The sequence below is a fragment of the Altererythrobacter sp. MTPC7 genome, from assembly GCF_042851395.1.
Taxonomy (GTDB): Bacteria; Pseudomonadota; Alphaproteobacteria; order Sphingomonadales; family Sphingomonadaceae; genus CAJXSN01.
In genome coordinates this window covers 149,834-166,022 of record NZ_BTGS01000005.1, presented here as the reverse complement: position 1 = coordinate 166,022, position 16,189 = coordinate 149,834, and the positions used below count along the sequence as shown (strand labels likewise).

Genomic DNA, 16,189 nt, shown 5'->3' with positions numbered 1-16,189 from the left:
AGTCCTACCCTGCCTTGCGCCAGAGCTGGGTCTGGCAGAACGGACCGATACAGCCCTTCACTTCCAGCACGTTCGCGCTCTTCCGGCGGACCACGCTGCGATAGCTCTTCCCGTTGCGCGGGTCGTAGATCGTGCCGCGCCAGACATCGCCGTCCTCGCGGAAACCCGACAGCAGGGCCGAGCCCAGCAGCTTGCGTTTGCGCAATTTCGGATCGGGATTGTAGATATCGCGCTGGTCCGCGCCGCCTTCGGGCGTGACGAGATACTTGCTCAGCCGCCCGCAATAGGTTGTGCCGCACTTGCCGACGGTGACGACGGCGTCGCGTTCCTCCGTCACCCACTTGCCGGTAATCGGATCGGCGGCGGCGGCAGGTGCGGCGATGGCAGCGGCGCCGGCGGCCATGGCGGCAAACAGGAAGCGGTGCGGCATTGCGGTTCTCTCCATTTCGGAACTGCGTCGGGGCTTCAACGCGTAACGTGGCGCCAAGGTGCCAGCCGACGCGTGAACCTGCGCCGAACCGGAGAGGCGCTCGGCCGCCCTGCTACGCGAAGCCGGCCCCGCCGTGCCAGCCGCGGCCGGCCAGGCCCATCACCTTGAACAGGCTGCCCATCTGGTCCGGTTCCACCAACCTGCCGCGCGCCGTGCGGATATCGTCCGCGAGGTGGGGCGCGGCCTTGCACAGCGCCCGCGTACGCGCATCGATGCCGAGCGCCTGCAACCATGCGCCCTGCTCCACGGTCCCGATCCAGCGGACATCGCGCGACTGGGCGATACGGGCCAGCGTTCCGAATTCGACCAGCGCCGTCAGGTCCGCGCTGCCGGGATGGGCCAGCGGGTCGACCTTCCGGTGGTCCTTCACGGCCTGCAATGTCGAACCAGCCTGCAGGCTCAAATGCCCGTAGTCGACCAGCAGCGCGGCCCCGCCCTGCTCTGCCAGCCTTCCGGCCAGTTCGTACATCACCGCTGCCTGCGCCGGGGATGTTTCCAGGATCGTCTGATCCTCGCTTGCGCGCCAGTCCTCCGGCACGGCGACATCCATCGGGCGCTGGCCTGCCACGAAGACGAAATCGTCCCCCTCCAGGCCGATTTCCCGCTCTCGCCAGCCGCTCGCCGTCTTCACCATCTGGCGAATGGGCAGCGCGTCGAGAAACTCGTTGCCGACCACAAGCAGGGGATCGTCCGCCGGCAGGGTGGACAGGTCGTCATGCCACAGCGCGCCGGGCACGGCCTCCTGCTGCAGTTCCTTGAGTGACGACGAACCTTCCACGAAATGGACCGCCGGCTCCAGCCCGTACCGGCGCATGGCGCGAAGCGCGTCCTTGGCCAGCGTGCCGCGGCCCGCTCCCAGTTCCACGTAATGGACCGGATATTCGCGCCCCGACTGTATCCAGATATCGGCGAGCCACAGGCCGATCAGTTCGCCGAACATCTGGCTGATTTCCGGAGCGGTGACGAAATCGCCCGCCCGCCCCAGCGGATCGCGCGAGGCGTAATAGCGGGCATTGCTTTCGCCCATGTACTGGGTGAGCGAAATGGGGCCGGTATTGCGGATCAGGCGGCGGAAGATTGCGCCCAGATCGCCTGTCTCTTCGCTGCTCCCTGCCATGCCTGCCTGCCTGCCCGCTTTCTAGCAGCGTCAGGCTGCCTGCTTGGCAGGCCGCGCGGCGCCCATTGCAGGCTTCATGAAGGCGCGCACGACGAAGAACAGGCCGATCAGGATCAGCGGAATGGTCAGCCACTGGCCCATCGACAGGCCGGTACGCGCGGCGAAATCGGCAAGCTGTTCGTCCGGTTGGCGGAAGAATTCGTTGAAGAAACGCGCCAGCCCCATGCCCAGCGTGAACACGCCGACCAGCAGGCCGGGCCGCCAGCGCGCGCGGGTCTGCCAGAACAGCAACAGCAGGATGACCAGCAGGACCAGCCCTTCGAACGTCGCCTGGTAAAGCTGGCTGGGATGACGCACCACTTCGCCGCCGCCGGGGAAGATCATGCCCCAGGCGACATCGGTCTGGCGTCCCCACAGCTCTCCGTTCACGAAATTGGCGAGACGGCCGAGCAGCATCCCCATCGGCACGTTGACCGCGATATAATCGCATACCCGCAGAAAGCTGAGCTTTCCGCGCCACGAAACATAGGCGATCGCGACCAGCACGCCGACAAGCCCGCCATGGAAGCTCATCCCGCCGGTCCACAGCTTCAGGATTTCCAGCGGGGTCAACCACAATTCCGGCTGGTAGAACGTCGCATAGCCCAGCCTGCCGCCCAGAATTACGCCGATCGTGCACCAGAAGAACAGGTCGTCCGCATGGTTTTGCGCCAGCGGTGCGCCGGGCGCCTTTATCATCTTCGACAGGTGCCAATAGGCGAAGATGATGCCCAGCAGGTAGGCCAGCGAATAGAAGCGCAGGGTGAAAAATCCGAGGTCGATACCCGGTTGCAGGCCCAGTTCGGCCCAGCGGATCGGATCGGAAGCCATAGCGGCCAATAGTGACAGCACGTCGTAAACCCCTTAGAAGCGCGGCAGATAACGGCGCGACTTCGTCCATGACAATTGCCTGTGCCTTGGCACACAGCGGGTTTCCGGGGAACCCCGTCGGGACGATTGCGCCGGAGAAAACGACAAGGAGAGAGACACGCAATGCCCACCCAGCTCGACCAGACCCTCGATGCGATCATGGACAAGATCACCGCCCCCGGCCAACCGGGCGAGACGGCGACCTTCGTCCGCAGCGGCGTCGAGATGCCTTCGCTGAAGGGCGCGCCTCCCAGCCTTTCCCACCTTTTCGCGCATTTCTGCAACGAACACCGCGACCTGACCTTCCTCGTCGATGGCGAGGTGGAGCTGACCTTCGCCCAGACCTACGCCGCCGCGCGGCAGGTGGCAGCCGGGCTGCAGGATACGCATGGCGTGGTGAAGGGCGACCGCGTCGGTATCGCCGCGCGCAATTCGGCGAACTGGATCGTGCTTTACATGGGCATCGTGATGGCCGGCGGCTGCGCGACGCTGCTGAACGGTTTTTCCAGCGGTGAGGAACTGGCCGACGCGATCGACCTCGTCGATTGCAAGCTGGTCTTTGCCGACAGGGGCCGCGCCGCACGGCTCGACGGGATCGACCACGGCGCGAAGATCGTTCTGTTCAAGCACGGGGTTACGCCGGCGGAAGGCCTTGCCGAGGCATGGGCCGATCCGGGTGAGCGGATGTTCCTGGACGTGGAAGCGGACGATTATGCGACGCTGCTCTACACGTCGGGTTCCACCGGCCGGTCCAAGGGCGCATATTCCGACCATCGCGGCGTCGTTCACGGGGTGATGAGCTATGCCCTGCAATCGGCCATGGCGCTGGCGTATCTCCAGAGCACCGGCGATGCCCCCGCCGAAGGCACCCAGCCCTGCGCGCTGATTACCGTGCCGCTGTTCCACGTGACCGGCGAAGTGCCCGTCCTGCTGCAGAGCTTCGTCATTGCGCGCAAGCTGGTGCTGATGCCGAAATGGGACGCGGAAGAGGCGCTGCGCCTGATCGAGAAACACAAGGTGACCTATTTCGTCGGCGTGCCGCTGATGAGCTACGAACTGGCAACCCATCCGAAGGCGGACCAGTACGACACCTCGACCTGCACCAGCTTCGCCGCCGGCGGATCGCCCCGCCCGGTCGAGCATGTCGAGAAGATCAAGAAGAAATTTCCTGGCGGCTTCCCGCTGCTGGGCTACGGCCTGACCGAGACGAACGGCGTGGGCTGCGGCAATTTCAACGAGAATTACCTCGCCAAGCCGAACAGCACCGGCAAGGCCAGCCGTCCGCTGGTCGACCTCGCCATCCTCGACGATGCGGGCAAGCCGGTCGCGCAGGGCGGCATCGGCGAGGTCTGCATCCGCTCGGTCTGCAATTTCCTCGGCTACTGGAACAATGACGAGGCGACGAAGGCTGCCTTCACCGACGACATGTATTTCCGCACCGGTGACCTTGGCCGCCTCGACGAGGACGATTATCTCTACATCGTCGACCGGAAGAAGGACATCATCATCCGCGGCGGCGAGAACATCACCTGCATCGAGGTGGAGGATGCGATCTACGCCCATCCCGCCATCGCGGAATGCAGCGTGTTCGGCCTGCCGGACGAACGCTATGGCGAGATCGTGGGTGCGGTCTATCTTGCCAAGGACGGCCAGAGCGTGACCGAGGACGATCTGCGCCAGCACCTCGACGGACGCCTAGCCCCGTTCAAGCAGCCGGCAGTCTATTGGGAAGAGACCGAGACCCTGCCCCGCCTCGGCACGCAGAAGGTCGACAAGCGCGCCCTGCGCGAAAAATACACCAAGGTGTACCTGGACGGGTGAGCCTGCAACGCGTCCCCCGCCAGCGCGCCATCATCGACCGCCGCGCACTGGATGCCGATATCGGCAGGATGGTGCGTGCCGCCGACGATTCCGCGCGGGCGGACGTGCTGGCAGCCCTGCGCGCCGCGCTGGAAAGCGGGCGGGCGGAACTGTCGACCCGGCTGGAGGAAAAGCCCAGCGCGGGTCACGAGATCACAGCCGGCCATGCCTTCCTGATCGACCAGCTCGTCCGGGTGATCCACGATTACGTCACCACCCACCTCCATCCGCCGGGCAACCGGTCGAAGGGGGAGCGCCTGTCGCTGATGGCGGTCGGCGGTTACGGGCGGGGCGAGATGGCCCCCCACAGCGATGTCGACATCGCCTTCCTCACCCCCACGCGCAAGGCACCGTGGTGCGAGCAGGTGATCGAGGCGATGCTTTACCTGTTCTGGGACCTGGGCCTGAAGATCGGGCATTCCAGCCGCACCCCGGATGATGTCGTGAAGATGGCGCGCGAGGACCTGACAATCCGCACCGCCCTGCTGGAGGGGCGCTATGTCTGGGGCGACCGCCCGCTATTTGACGAGGTGCGCTCCCGCTTCTTCGCCGAAGTGGTGAGCGGGAGCGAGAAGCAGTTCGTCGCCGAGAAGCTGGCCGAGCGCGGGGCACGGCATAATCGCACCGGCAACAGCCGCTATGTCGTCGAACCCAATGTGAAAGAGGGCAAGGGCGGTCTGCGCGACCTGCAGGCGCTCTACTGGATCGGGAAATACATCCACCGCGCACGCACTGCCGCCGAACTGGTCGACAGCGGCTTGCTGCGGGCACAGGAATACCGGTCGTTCCGGCGGGCGGAAAGCTTCCTGCTGGCGGTGCGCTGTCACCTGCACACGGTCACCGATCGGGCCGAGGACCGCCTGACCTTCGACTTGCAGAAGACAGTCGCGGAACGGATGAATTTCGCCGACCGCAAGGGCAAGAGCGCGGTCGAGCGGTTCATGCAGATGTATTTCCTGCAGGCGAAACGGGTCGGCTCGCTCACGGGCGTGTTCCTTGCCCAGCTGGACGAGCAATTCGCGCAGAAACGTGCGCGCCGCGGGCTGCTGGCGGGCTTCCAGCCTAGGAAGCGGCAGGTGAAGGGCTTCACCGTTTTCGGCGGACGCATCGCCGCGCCCACCGACGACTGGTTCCGCGCCGATCCCGTGCGGCTGATCGAACTGTTCGCCATTGCGGAGCGCGAGGGGCTGGAAGTCGACCCGCGCACCATGCGGCAGGCAGGCCGCGACGCATCGCTGATCAAGGACGACGTGCGCGAGGACCCGCGCGCCAACGCCCTGTTCCTCGACGTCCTGTGCGGCCGCAACGATCCCGAAACCGCCCTGCGCTGGATGAACGAGGCGGGCGTGTTCGGCCGCTTCGTGCCCGATTTCGGCCGCGTCAACGCGCAGATGCAGTTCAACATGTATCACCATTACACGGTGGACGAACACACGATCCGCGCCATCGGCTTCCTGGCGAAAATCGAACAGGGCAAGCTGGAAGACGACCACCCCCGCTCCAGCGTCCAGATCCACAAGTTGCAATCGCGGCGCGTCGCCTATGTCGCAGCCCTGCTGCACGATATCGCCAAGGGGCGCGGGGGCGACCACTCGGAACTCGGCGCCGTGGTGGCGGAGGAATTGTGCCCGCGCTTCGGCCTCGACGAAACGGAGACGGAGCTTGTCAGTTGGCTGGTCCTGCAGCACCTGCTGATGAGCAATACCGCGTTCAAGCGTGACCTGTCCGACCCCAAGACGGTGGAGGACTTCGTTGCCGAGGTGCAGAGCCTCGAACGCCTGCGCCAGCTGGCCATCCTGACCAGCGTGGACATCCGCGCGGTCGGGCCGGGTGTGTGGAACGACTGGAAAGGGCAGCTGCTGGGCGAGCTTTACGACCTGGCGCACGAACGCCTGCGTCTCGGCCATACCCGCAATTACCGCGCCGAGCGGGTCGAGGCGAAGCGCGGTGCGGTGCGCGAGGCGTTGGGCGACCGGGCTAACCTGCTGACCGACGACGAACGCCTGCTCGACGATGCCTACTGGATCGCCGAACCGCCGGACGTCATCGCCCGAAACGTTGTCCAGTATTTCGCCGCGCGCGAACTGGGTCACGATCTCTCGATCCACTGCGAATGGGACGAGGAACGCGGCGCGACGCTGGTCACGGTCATCGCTGCCGACCACCCCGGCCTCTTCACCCGCATCGCGGGCGGCATTCACCTCGCCGGCGGCAACATCATCGATGCCCGCATCCACACCACCCGCAATGGCTGGGCGATCGACAATTTCCTGGTGCAGGACCCGATCGGGCGTCCTTTCCGGGAGGCGGAGCAGCTGGAACGGATCAAGTCCTCGATCCGCGACGCCATTGCCAATCGCGGCGAACTGGTGCCCAAACTGGCCGCCCGCCCCCTGCCCCGCACGCGGGCGCGCGCTTTCGATGTGAAACCGCGCGTCGTGTTCGATAACGAGGCGTCCAACCGGTTCACCGTGATAGAGGTCCACGCGCGCGACCGGCCCGCCCTGCTCAACCGCCTGGGCCGCGCCCTGTTCGAGGCGCAGGTCATCATCCATTCCGCGCACATCACCGCCTATGGCGAGCGGGTGGCCGACACGTTTTATGTGACCGACCTGACCGGCGGAAAGATCGTTGACGCACAGCGGCAAGGCAGTATTGCCACCGCGCTGGAGGACGCCGCCAGCGACGAGCGACAGGCGGAACTCGAAGACGCCTGACCGCCGGACAGGTCGTGTCCCCTCGCCGGGTCCAGGCGCAATCAAGTGATGCAAAACGGCCATAACCGGCAATTTCCGGTCGCTGCGCGCGAAATCTCCCCTTGCAAGGTTGCAAAATGCCACTAATCGGCATCGCAATAACAAAAGGGAGAGTTATTTTGAAAACCAGTATTTCGTTCCGCGGTATGGCACTTGCAGGGGCGGCGCTTGCCGTAATGCCGCTCCCCGCCATGGCGCAGGACGTTCCCCCACCCGCCGACGACGCCGAGGAAGAGCGCCCGATCGCCCGTAGCGGCGGCGCCATCGGCAGCGTCAACGACGTGATCGTCGTGACCGGCACCAAGACCCAGAACGCCGAAGACGTGCAGGACGTGCCGCTGGCCGTTACCGCGTTCAATTCGCAGAGCCTCGAGGCGCTGAAAGTCCGCGACGTCCAGTCGCTGACCTACAGCGCGCCGAACGTGTCGCTCGACCAGGTCGGCACCAGCCGCGGCACCGCCAACTTCTCGATTCGCGGCCTGGGCATCAACAGCTCGATCCCCTCGATCGACCCGACCGTCGGCATGTTCGTCGATGGCGTGTATCTCGGCTTCAATGGCGGCGTGGTCCGCAGGGCGTGCTGTTCGGCCGCAACGTGACCGGCGGCGCCGTGCTGGTGAACACCGGCAACCCGACCGACGAATTCTCCGGCAAGTTCCGCGCGGCCGTCGACGGCCCGCTGCTCGAGGATCGCGGCGGCGCGAACTACACCGCCTCTGGCGTCATTTCCGGCCCCATCGTGGAAGACACGCTGCTGTTCAAGCTGGGCGGATATTACAACAAGGACGAAGGCTACCACGTCAACCTGTTCGACAATTCGAACCACGGCGAGGCGGAAACCTTCATCATCCGCGGCGCGCTCGAAGCGCGACTGGGCGCCCTGAACCTGCTGGGCAAGCTCGACTACTTCGAAAGCGACGGCGACGGTCCGGCGGGCCAGAACGGCAATCTGTACGATCGCGGAACGTTCGATTTCGCCATCGACTTCCCGGGCAGCTACGGCAACGAAATCTGGACCGGCTCGCTGAAGGCGGAAGCCGATATCGGCCCCGGTACGCTGACCAACATCTTCGGCTATCGCAAATATTCGGGCACGACTGCGGGCGATATCGACAGCTTCCCCGCTTTCCTGTTCCACTCGGACACCGAGACGGAGCAGGAGCAGTTCTCGAACGAGCTGCGCTATGCGGTCTCCACCGGCCTGGGTGAGTTGACCTTCGGCGGCTTCTGGTTCGAACAGGACCTGGCCTATACCGAAGTGCGCGACCTGCCGCCGGCGTCTCCGCTGACCTTCTATGGCGGCGGTGCGCAGGACCATGAAGTGCTGGGCGCATTCGCCAATGCCAATATCGAGGTGACGCGCGATCTCAGCGTCATCGCCGGTATCCGCTGGAGCCGCGAGGAAAAGGATGCACGGGTCACCTATATCCGTCCGCGTCCGGCCTGTTCGGTGGTCGACGGAACCTGCCCGACGAGCGGGACCAACCCGTTCATCCCGACCGAGAACAACGGCTTCACCGACAGCGACAGCTGGAGCAACTGGTCGCCGAAACTCGGCCTGCAGTACGAATTCCCGCGCGGCCAGGTGTATACGCACTGGACCCGTGGCTATCGTTCGGGCGGCTACAACTTCCGCATCACCGCACCGGCCGCTTTCGAGGCGATCGTGGCGAATGGCGGCGACTTCTCCTTCGACGAGGAAAAGGTCGACAACTACGAAATCGGCGGCAAATTCCAGACCGACAGCCGCGATTTCACGCTCAACCTGGCGGCTTACGTCACCAAGATCAGCGAGATGCAGCGCGAAGTGAACCAGGCATCCGGCACGTCGGGGGTCGCCCAGTCGATCTTCAACACCGCCGATGCGACGATCTTCGGTGTCGAGGGTGAGGCACGCATGCGCGTGTCGGATTCCCTGCTGGTCACGGCCAATGCCGGGATCATCGATGCAAGCTATGACGAAGTGCGCTTCGACATTTCGGGCGATGGCCAGGTCAATGCCGCAGACGAAGCGCTGGCCCTGCCGCGCGTTCCCGAAGTGACCTTCGGCGCCGGCGTGATCCACGACGTGCCGCTTGGCGACGGGTCGCTGGTGAGCCGCCTGAACATGCAGTACCGCGACGAATTCGCCTATACCGACAGCAATTTCGGTTACGTCGAAGACATCGTGAACCTCGATGCGAACATCACCTGGAACACCGGGATGGAAGGCCTCGCCTTCTCCATCTACGGCAAGAACCTGCTGGACGAGGCGCAGTATGGCGGCGACACGCAGCTGCCCTTCCCCGGTCCGCAGTCGACTTTCGTCAACCGCCCCTTCGGCGTGAACCCGGCCTTCGGTTCGTTCCGTCCGCTGAGCAAGGGCCGGCAGATCGGCGCGGAAGTCACCTTCGAGTTCTGATCCCGAGACTCATGACGCGAAAAGAGGAAGGGCGGCCCTTGGGGTCGCCCTTTTTCGTTGCGCTGAAACTGACTGTCGGTCCGGGGCCTAGGCGCCCCCGCGTTCCCCGAACAGTGCGCTGCCCACGCGTATATGGGTCGCGCCGAGCATGATGGCGGTTTCATAGTCGCCGCTCATCCCCATGCTGATGCCGTCCATGCCGTTATTGCGCGAGAGCTTGTCCAGCAGGGCGAAAAAGGGTGCGGGCTCGATTTCGGCAGGGGGCAGGCACATCAGTCCCGCGAGCGGTATTTCCCGCTCGCGCGCAGCTTTTATCAGAGCCGGCAGTTCGGGGATCGGGCAGCCGCCCTTCTGCGGCTCGTTCCCGATATCCACCTGCAAGAAGCAGGGCACCTGCCGTCCCACCTTGTCGAACGCCTTGGGCAGCGCCTTTACCAGGCTCACCCGGTCGAGCGAGTGGATGCAGTCGAACAATTGCACCGCATCCTCGGCCTTGTTCGATTGCAGCTGGCCGATCAGGTGGACCTGCGCATCGGGATAGCGCTCGCGCAGAGCGGGCCATTTGCCTTGCGCCTCCTGAACGCGATTTTCGCCGAAGACGCGGTGCCCGGCTGCCAGCAGGGGTTCGATCGTCTCCGGAGGATGCGTCTTGCTGACGGCGATCAGCGTGACGTCCTCTTCCTTGCGCCGGGCGATCTTGCACGCACGGGCGATATTGGCCTGCACGGCACCGAGCGCGTCGGCACCCGCGGGGTTCGGGGTTGTGGCTGCACTTTCCATAAGTCCCGCGCTATAGCGGCGGCGTGTCGCAGTGCCAGCCCCTCCCCTCGCTTCTTCCCGCAACCTGGCTTCTGACGGACGAGCGCAGCGATGCCGCGCTGGTGAGCGCGATCACGCGCCTGCCGCCCGGCTCTGCGGTCGTCTATCGTCATTACCATCTCGCCCCGGCCGCCCGGCTGGAGCGGTTCCGGCAGGTTGAGAGACTGGCGCGCGCGCAGGGCCATCTGCTGATCCTGGCAGACAGCGCGATGACGGCGCTCGAATGGGGCGCGGATGGTATTTACGGGGCGCCGCGCGCGCTTGCCCCGACCCGCCGCGATCTCGTCACCATAGCAACCGCGCATTCCATGCGGGAAATCGGCGATGCCAATCGCATCGGCGCGGATGCCGTCATGCTCAGCCCTGTTTTCCCAACACGGTCCCATCCGGGCGCCCCGGTTCTGGGCCCCCTTCGTTTCCGGATGCTGGCGCGTCATGCCTCCATGCCCGTCATCGCGCTGGGCGGGATGAACGCGGAGCGCGCAAAGGCACTGCCGTGGCCCCGGTTCGCAGGCATTGACGGGTTTGTCTGAGGCAGCTTCGCCTTGACCCCGCTGGGGCTTGGATTCATGGTCCGTTCCCAGACGGAGGATCAGGCCCATGGCCACGCGCGCAATCAGTAAACAGCAGCCCGACTGGCGGGCCACCTTCCGGCGTTCGATGCGCCGCGCCGGCCAGATGGCGGGCGCGGCCATGCTGTTCGGCCTGATGCTGTTCCTGGGCCTTGCCCTCTTCAGCTACACCCAGACCGACCCCAGTCCCTCCACTGCCGCAGGAAACGGCGCGATTGCGAACTGGATGGGCGCGAGCGGTGCTTGGGCGGCAGAGCGCGTGTGGTTCGTGTTCGGCCTGCCGGGCGTGCTGATCCTGCCGATGCTGTATGTGGGCGCGCGCAAATTGTGGCGCGACGTGGAAGAAGACGACCGCGACACCGATACGCGCTGGTGGCAGCCGGTCGCCATGCTTGTGCTCGCGATGGCCCTGCTCGCCACCGTCCTGTCGCTGACCTTCGACAGTCCCGGCGGCTCCATGCCCGCCTCTGCCGGGGGGCTGACCGGCCTGCTGGGCGCCGGCGCGATCGAGGCGATAGCCAGCCGCTTCGGCGAAGGGGCGAGCGGGTGGATCACGCTGGCTCTCGCGCTTGCCGCACTGGCAGGCGGCGTCCTGCTCGCCACCCGTGTCTTCGCCATCGACTGGCGCGCGCTGTTGACACTGCCGCTGTTCCTGACCGACCTCCTGCGCCGCGACCGCGCCCCGTTCGAAGACGATGGCGCAGGTGACACCCTCGCCCCCGCCGCCCGCCCGAAAAAGGCGCGCCGCGAACGCAGGAAGGCCGAGGCGGACACGGCAGAGCCCGAGATCGTCGAGGTGGAGCAGCCGCGCCGCAGCCCTACCATCACCGATCCCAGCGCCCCGCCGCGCAAGGCCAGCATGGCAAAGGCGGCGAAGCAGCGCGACATGTTCGCCGACTACACCCTCCCCAGCCTCGACCTGCTGGAGGACGGCCCGGCGGACACCGCGCCCAGGCTCGACAAGATGGCGCTGGAGCGCAATGCCCGCCTGCTGGAAACCGTGCTCGACGACTTCAATGTGAAGGGCGAGATCACCGCCGTTCGCACCGGGCCGGTCGTCACCATGTACGAGCTGGAGCCTGCGCCCGGCATCAAGGCCAGCCGCGTGGTCGGCCTGGCGGAAGACATCGCCCGCAACATGAGCGCCATCAGCGCCCGCGTCTCGCCCATTCCGGGCAAGACGGTCATGGGCATCGAACTGCCCAATGCCGACCGCCAGATGGTCGCGCTGAAGGAACTGGCTGCCTGCGCCGACTTTGCAGAGGCCAAGGGCGGCCTGCCGATCATCCTTGGCAAGGACATTGCGGGCGAACCGATCGTCGCCGACCTTGCCGCAATGCCCCACCTTCTGGTCGCGGGCACGACCGGGTCGGGCAAGTCGGTCGGGCTGAACTGCATCCTGCTGTCGCTGCTCTACCGCTTCACACCGGACGAATGCCGCCTGATCCTGATCGATCCCAAGGTGCTGGAGCTCAAGACCTACGACGACATTCCCCACCTGCTCAGCCCGGTGGTGACGGAGCCTGCCAAGTCGGTCCGCGCGCTGAAATGGGCGGTCGAGGAGATGGAGCGCCGCTACCGGATGATGTCGAGCGTCAATTCGCGCAACCTTTCGGGCTTCAACGAAAAGGTGCGCGCCGCGGCCGCCAAGGGCAAGCCGCTGGGCCGCCGCGTGCAGACCGGCTTCGACCCCGATACGGGCGAGGAGCTCTACGAAGAAGAGCAGCTCGATTACCAGCCGCTGCCGCAGATCGTGCTGATCGTCGACGAACTGGCCGACCTGATGGTGACGGTGGGCAAGGAGATCGAGGTCCTGATCCAGCGCCTGAGCCAGAAATCGCGCGCCGCCGGCATCCACCTGATCATGGCGACGCAGCGCCCGAGCGTCGATGTCATCACCGGCGTCATCAAGGCGAACCTACCGACCCGCATCAGCTTCAAGGTGACCAGCCGGATCGACAGCCGCACCATCCTGGGCGAACAGGGGTCGGAACAGCTGCTGGGCAAGGGCGACATGCTCTACAAGCCGAACACGGGCGCGACGCTGCGCGTCCACGGCCCGTTCGTCTCTGACGAGGAAGTGGAAGCGGTTGCCGATCACTGGCGGGCGCAGGGCAAGCCCGACTATGTCGATGCCGTGACCGAGGAACCCGCCGATGGAGGCGGCTTCGGCTTCGAAGACGACATGACCGCCAGCGACGATCCAAACGAACGCAAATACCTCCAGGCGTGCCAGGTCGTGTTCGAGAACCAGAAGGCCAGCGGCAGCTGGCTGCAACGGCAGATGGGCGTCGGCTACAACACGGCCGCCAAGTGGATCGAACGGATGGAAGAGGAAGGCCTTGTCGGTCCGGCCAACCATGTCGGCCGCCGCGAAATCTACCGCGACAAGGACGGAAATCCGCTCTAGCAACGCGGAATGAGCACATCGGCAGGCCCCGCAGCGGGCGAACAGACTTCTCCCACGCAGCCCGTCAGCGATCCGCTGCAGACGGTCTGGGCATCGCTGAAGGACTGGTGGGCGCAGCACGTCATGGTCGATATCGATCACGGCGCCGTGCTGAAGAAGATCGCGGGCGAAAGCTCGATGACCCCGCGCTACATCTTCATGACCTGCATGTCGGCAGGCATTGCCATCCTGGGCATGCTGCTGTCCTCCCCGGCCGTCGTCATCGGGGCCATGCTGCTTTCCCCCCTGATGGGGCCGATCCTCGGGGCCGGCTTTGCGCTGGCTGAAGGCAAGTTCACCTGGCTCAGGCTGTGCGGACGGGCGCTTATTTTCGGCACGCTGTTCGCGATCCTGTTCTGCGGTTTCATCGTCTTCTTCTCGCCCCTGCAGAACGTGACGGAAGAAATCGCCGCCCGCACGCGGCCCAACCTGTTCGACCTGCTGGTTGCCCTGTTCTCCTCGCTGGCGGGCAGTTACGCGATGATCCGCGGACGCGACGGCACCATTGTCGGCGTCGCCATTGCCACCGCCCTGATGCCGCCGCTCGCCGCCGTGGGCTTCGGCCTTGCGACGCTGAACTGGACGGTCTTCGGCGGGGCGCTGATGCTCTACATCACCAACCTGCTGACGATTGCGCTGACCGCTGCGCTGATGGCGCGGCTCTATGGTTTCCGGTCGGAGAACGACAGCGGACGCACCAGTCTGGTGCAGAGCATGCTGGTGGTGGCGACCTTCATCGCGCTGGCCATCCCGCTCGGCATCTCGCTGTTCCAGATCGCCCGCGAGGCGAACGGCGAACGCATCGTGCGCGGCACCATTACCGAGGCGTTCGACGAACAGGCGCGCATCGACCAGGTGTCGATCGACTGGGACAGCGATCCCATCATCGTGCGCGCATCCGTGCTCACGCCCGAATTCCGCAACGGCGCGGACGAACTGCTGGCCGCAGAGCTGACCGAATTGCTGGAAGACCCGGTGACGGTGGGCGTGAACCAGTATCTCGTCGGGACCAATCCCGGCGCGGCGGAGCAGGCGCAGCTGGCCCGCGCCCGGGAAGAAGAGCAGGCCCTCGCCGATGCGCAGCGCGTCAGCCGCCTGAAGGAGCAGCTGGCGCTGGTGGCCGGTATCCCCGTGTCGGAGGTCACGCTGGACAGCGAGAACAAGCGCGCCGTTGCCGATGCGCGCGCTCTGGAGGGGCTGGACCTCGCCGGGTATCGCACGCTGGAAACCCGCGTGGCCGCCGGGATGGACGACTGGGACATCCGGCTGAGGCCGCCGCTGGGCGCGCTTCCCGCCATAACCCTGGCAGATGGCGAGCCCGACGATGCGGGGGCACGCGCGCTATCGCTGGTGTCATGGGCTGCGCAGAGAACAGGCTATCCCGTCACCCTTTCTGGAAATGCCGAGGCTGCGACTGCCCTCGCCGCGCAATTGAGGGAAAGCGGCGTCACCGCCACCGTCAATGCGTCCGGCGGGACCGGCAGCGTTGCCGCCACATGGGCGGCCGCCGGGCCCTGAACCCCGAATACAAAAAGCAAGCCCGGCAGCGCGCTTTGCACTGCCGGGCCGCCTGTTCGCGTATCCGGCGGACTAGCCGCCCCCACGGGGGATGAGTGGGCGGCTACCGGATACAGGGAAGCTTGTTTTAGAGAAGCCGGCTCAGGAAGCCGCTTCCTCTGCCGCCTCTTCGCTCTCGCCGGTCAGGTCGGCCTTGGTGATGGTGGCGTACTGGGTAGCCCCTGCCATGGCGCGGGCCATCGCGTCGTCGGGATTGGCGACCAGGCCGATCTTCGACAGCGCGCCGCCCTTGCCCCACATCTCGGTCCACTGCGTCAGGTAGGCCTTCAGGCCCGGGATCGCGTCCAGGTGGGCTTTCTTTACGTAGACATAGAGCGGACGCGCGCCGGGATAATCGAAGCTGGAGATGTTCTCGTAGGTCGGCTCGACCCCGTTCATCGACAGGCCCTGCAACGCATCCAGATTTTCCTCGAGATAGGAATAACCGAAGATACCCACGGCGTTTTCATTGCCCTGGATCTTCTGCACGATCAGGTTGTCCTGCTCGCCCTGGTCGACATAGGCGCCGTCGCTGCGCAGTTCGGTGCAGGTCCGCTCGAACGCGTCTTCGTCGCTCTCTTCCAGAGCCTGCATGTCGGCATTGCCTTCGCAGCCGGGGATCAGGACCAGTTCCTTCAGCGCGTCACGCGTGCCGGACGTGCTGGGCGGGCCATAGACCAGGATCGGCAGGTCGGGCAGCGAGGGATCGACATCGGACCACGTCTTGGCCGTCTGCTCCTGCCCATAGGGGTTGGCGGCGATGGCGCGGTAGACGATTTCGGGCGTCAGGTTCATGTCGATGCCGCCCTGCGTGGATGCAAAGGCGAGACCGTCGAGGCCGACCTGGATTTCGATGATCTCGTTCACGCCGTTTTCGGCGCAAGTGTCGAACTCGCTCGCCTTCATCCGGCGCGAGGCATTGGCCATGTCCGGCGTATCGGCGCCCAAGCCTTCGCAGAACAGCTTCATGCCGCCGCCGGTGCCGGTCGATTCGATCAGCGGGCTGCCGAAATCGGGGTTGGAGCGGGTGAAGGTCTCGGCGACCGCCTTCGCGAACGGATAGACGGTGCTGGAGCCGACGGCGCGGATCGTGTCGCGGGTGCCGCCGCCGCTATCGGCGCCGCAAGCTGCGAGGGTGAGGCTGGCGACAGTCGCCATCGCAATGGTTTTGATCATCTTCATGGTCGTATTCCCTGTGATATGCCCTGCCCCCTAGGGGGCCAGAATGACAATTGAGTGACGGAATGGAGTCTGGCGGG

General features: G+C 65.5%; 12 protein-coding genes. 7 read left to right on the top strand and 5 right to left on the bottom strand.

Annotation, left to right across the window (positions count from 1 at the left end; translation table 11 throughout):
- Window positions 1-4: 4 nt before the first annotated feature.
- The 3 genes from ACGHJ7_RS06245 to lgt all read right to left on the bottom strand — a co-directional run bounded on the left by ACGHJ7_RS06245 (window position 5) and on the right by lgt (window position 2,477).
- Entirely contained in the window at window positions 5-445 is a 441-nt protein-coding gene (locus ACGHJ7_RS06245; RefSeq protein WP_390475494.1) for a DUF2147 domain-containing protein, read from the bottom strand.
- A 97-nt stretch (window positions 446-542) separates the two neighbouring features.
- A complete protein-coding gene (locus ACGHJ7_RS06240) occupies window positions 543-1,607 on the bottom strand; it encodes a class I SAM-dependent methyltransferase (RefSeq protein ID WP_390475492.1) in 1,065 nt (354 codons plus the stop codon).
- 30 nt (window positions 1,608-1,637) lie between these two features.
- On the bottom strand, window positions 1,638-2,477 hold the full coding sequence (gene lgt / locus ACGHJ7_RS06235) for a prolipoprotein diacylglyceryl transferase (protein WP_390475489.1): 840 nt from the start codon (window positions 2,475-2,477) through the stop codon (window positions 1,638-1,640).
- 162 nt (window positions 2,478-2,639) lie between these two features.
- Here lgt and ACGHJ7_RS06230 point away from each other — a divergent pair, with 162 nt between their 5' ends.
- From ACGHJ7_RS06230 to ACGHJ7_RS06215, 4 genes are all read left to right on the top strand, one after another.
- Window positions 2,640-4,337, top strand: coding sequence for a class I adenylate-forming enzyme family protein (locus ACGHJ7_RS06230; RefSeq protein ID WP_390475488.1), 1,698 nt, complete (start codon window positions 2,640-2,642; stop codon window positions 4,335-4,337).
- Window positions 4,334-7,093, top strand: coding sequence for a [protein-PII] uridylyltransferase (locus ACGHJ7_RS06225; RefSeq protein ID WP_390475487.1), 2,760 nt, complete (start codon window positions 4,334-4,336; stop codon window positions 7,091-7,093). Before ACGHJ7_RS06230 ends, ACGHJ7_RS06225 begins: the two co-directional genes overlap by 4 nt.
- 185 nt (window positions 7,094-7,278) lie before the next feature.
- Window positions 7,279-7,731 (top strand): TonB-dependent receptor plug domain-containing protein, encoded by a 453-nt coding sequence (locus tag ACGHJ7_RS06220; RefSeq protein ID WP_390475486.1) that lies wholly within the window; start codon window positions 7,279-7,281, stop codon window positions 7,729-7,731.
- Complete coding sequence (locus ACGHJ7_RS06215; protein WP_390475484.1) at window positions 7,710-9,533, top strand: TonB-dependent receptor; 1,824 nt, start codon at window positions 7,710-7,712, stop codon at window positions 9,531-9,533. The genes ACGHJ7_RS06220 and ACGHJ7_RS06215 overlap by 22 nt, the downstream gene beginning before the upstream one ends.
- 87 nt (window positions 9,534-9,620) lie before the next feature.
- On the opposite strand, the gene ACGHJ7_RS06210 is transcribed toward ACGHJ7_RS06215, so the two are convergent.
- Window positions 9,621-10,313 carry a YggS family pyridoxal phosphate-dependent enzyme gene (locus ACGHJ7_RS06210; protein ID WP_390475483.1) on the bottom strand — a complete coding sequence of 231 codons (693 nt, stop codon included), beginning with the start codon at window positions 10,311-10,313 and terminating at the stop codon, window positions 9,621-9,623.
- 23 nt (window positions 10,314-10,336) lie between these two features.
- Between ACGHJ7_RS06210 and ACGHJ7_RS06205 the strand changes: the two genes are divergently transcribed.
- The 3 genes from ACGHJ7_RS06205 to ACGHJ7_RS06195 all read left to right on the top strand — a co-directional run bounded on the left by ACGHJ7_RS06205 (window position 10,337) and on the right by ACGHJ7_RS06195 (window position 14,891).
- Window positions 10,337-10,885 carry a thiamine phosphate synthase gene (locus ACGHJ7_RS06205; RefSeq protein ID WP_390475481.1) on the top strand — a complete coding sequence of 183 codons (549 nt, stop codon included), beginning with the start codon at window positions 10,337-10,339 and terminating at the stop codon, window positions 10,883-10,885.
- A 67-nt stretch (window positions 10,886-10,952) separates the two neighbouring features.
- On the top strand, window positions 10,953-13,334 hold the full coding sequence (locus ACGHJ7_RS06200; RefSeq protein ID WP_390475479.1) for a DNA translocase FtsK 4TM domain-containing protein: 2,382 nt from the start codon (window positions 10,953-10,955) through the stop codon (window positions 13,332-13,334).
- Window positions 13,335-13,343: 9 nt separating this feature from the next.
- Entirely contained in the window at window positions 13,344-14,891 is a 1,548-nt protein-coding gene (locus ACGHJ7_RS06195; protein WP_390475477.1) for a DUF389 domain-containing protein, read from the top strand.
- A 141-nt stretch (window positions 14,892-15,032) separates the two neighbouring features.
- Here ACGHJ7_RS06195 and ACGHJ7_RS06190 read toward each other — a convergent pair whose 3' ends face one another.
- A complete protein-coding gene (locus ACGHJ7_RS06190; RefSeq protein WP_390475475.1) occupies window positions 15,033-16,112 on the bottom strand; it encodes a substrate-binding domain-containing protein in 1,080 nt (359 codons plus the stop codon).
- Between the last annotated feature and the right edge of the window lie 77 nt (window positions 16,113-16,189).

Bases quoted from the DNA above. Each gene is read 5' to 3' on its own strand.
- ACGHJ7_RS06200 (WP_390475479.1), top strand. From the start codon at position 10,953: ATGGCCACGCGCGCAATCAGTAAACAGCAGCCCGACTGGCGGGCCACC.
- ACGHJ7_RS06220 (WP_390475486.1), top strand. From the start codon at position 7,279: ATGGCACTTGCAGGGGCGGCGCTTGCCGTAATGCCGCTCCCCGCCATG.
- ACGHJ7_RS06245 (WP_390475494.1), bottom strand. From the start codon at position 445: ATGGAGAGAACCGCAATGCCGCACCGCTTCCTGTTTGCCGCCATGGCC.
- ACGHJ7_RS06190 (WP_390475475.1), bottom strand. From the start codon at position 16,112: ATGAAGATGATCAAAACCATTGCGATGGCGACTGTCGCCAGCCTCACC.
- ACGHJ7_RS06210 (WP_390475483.1), bottom strand. From the start codon at position 10,313: ATGGAAAGTGCAGCCACAACCCCGAACCCCGCGGGTGCCGACGCGCTC.
- ACGHJ7_RS06240 (WP_390475492.1), bottom strand. From the start codon at position 1,607: ATGGCAGGGAGCAGCGAAGAGACAGGCGATCTGGGCGCAATCTTCCGC.
- lgt (WP_390475489.1), bottom strand. From the start codon at position 2,477: ATGGCTTCCGATCCGATCCGCTGGGCCGAACTGGGCCTGCAACCGGGT.
- ACGHJ7_RS06195 (WP_390475477.1), top strand. From the start codon at position 13,344: ATGAGCACATCGGCAGGCCCCGCAGCGGGCGAACAGACTTCTCCCACG.
- ACGHJ7_RS06230 (WP_390475488.1), top strand. From the start codon at position 2,640: ATGCCCACCCAGCTCGACCAGACCCTCGATGCGATCATGGACAAGATC.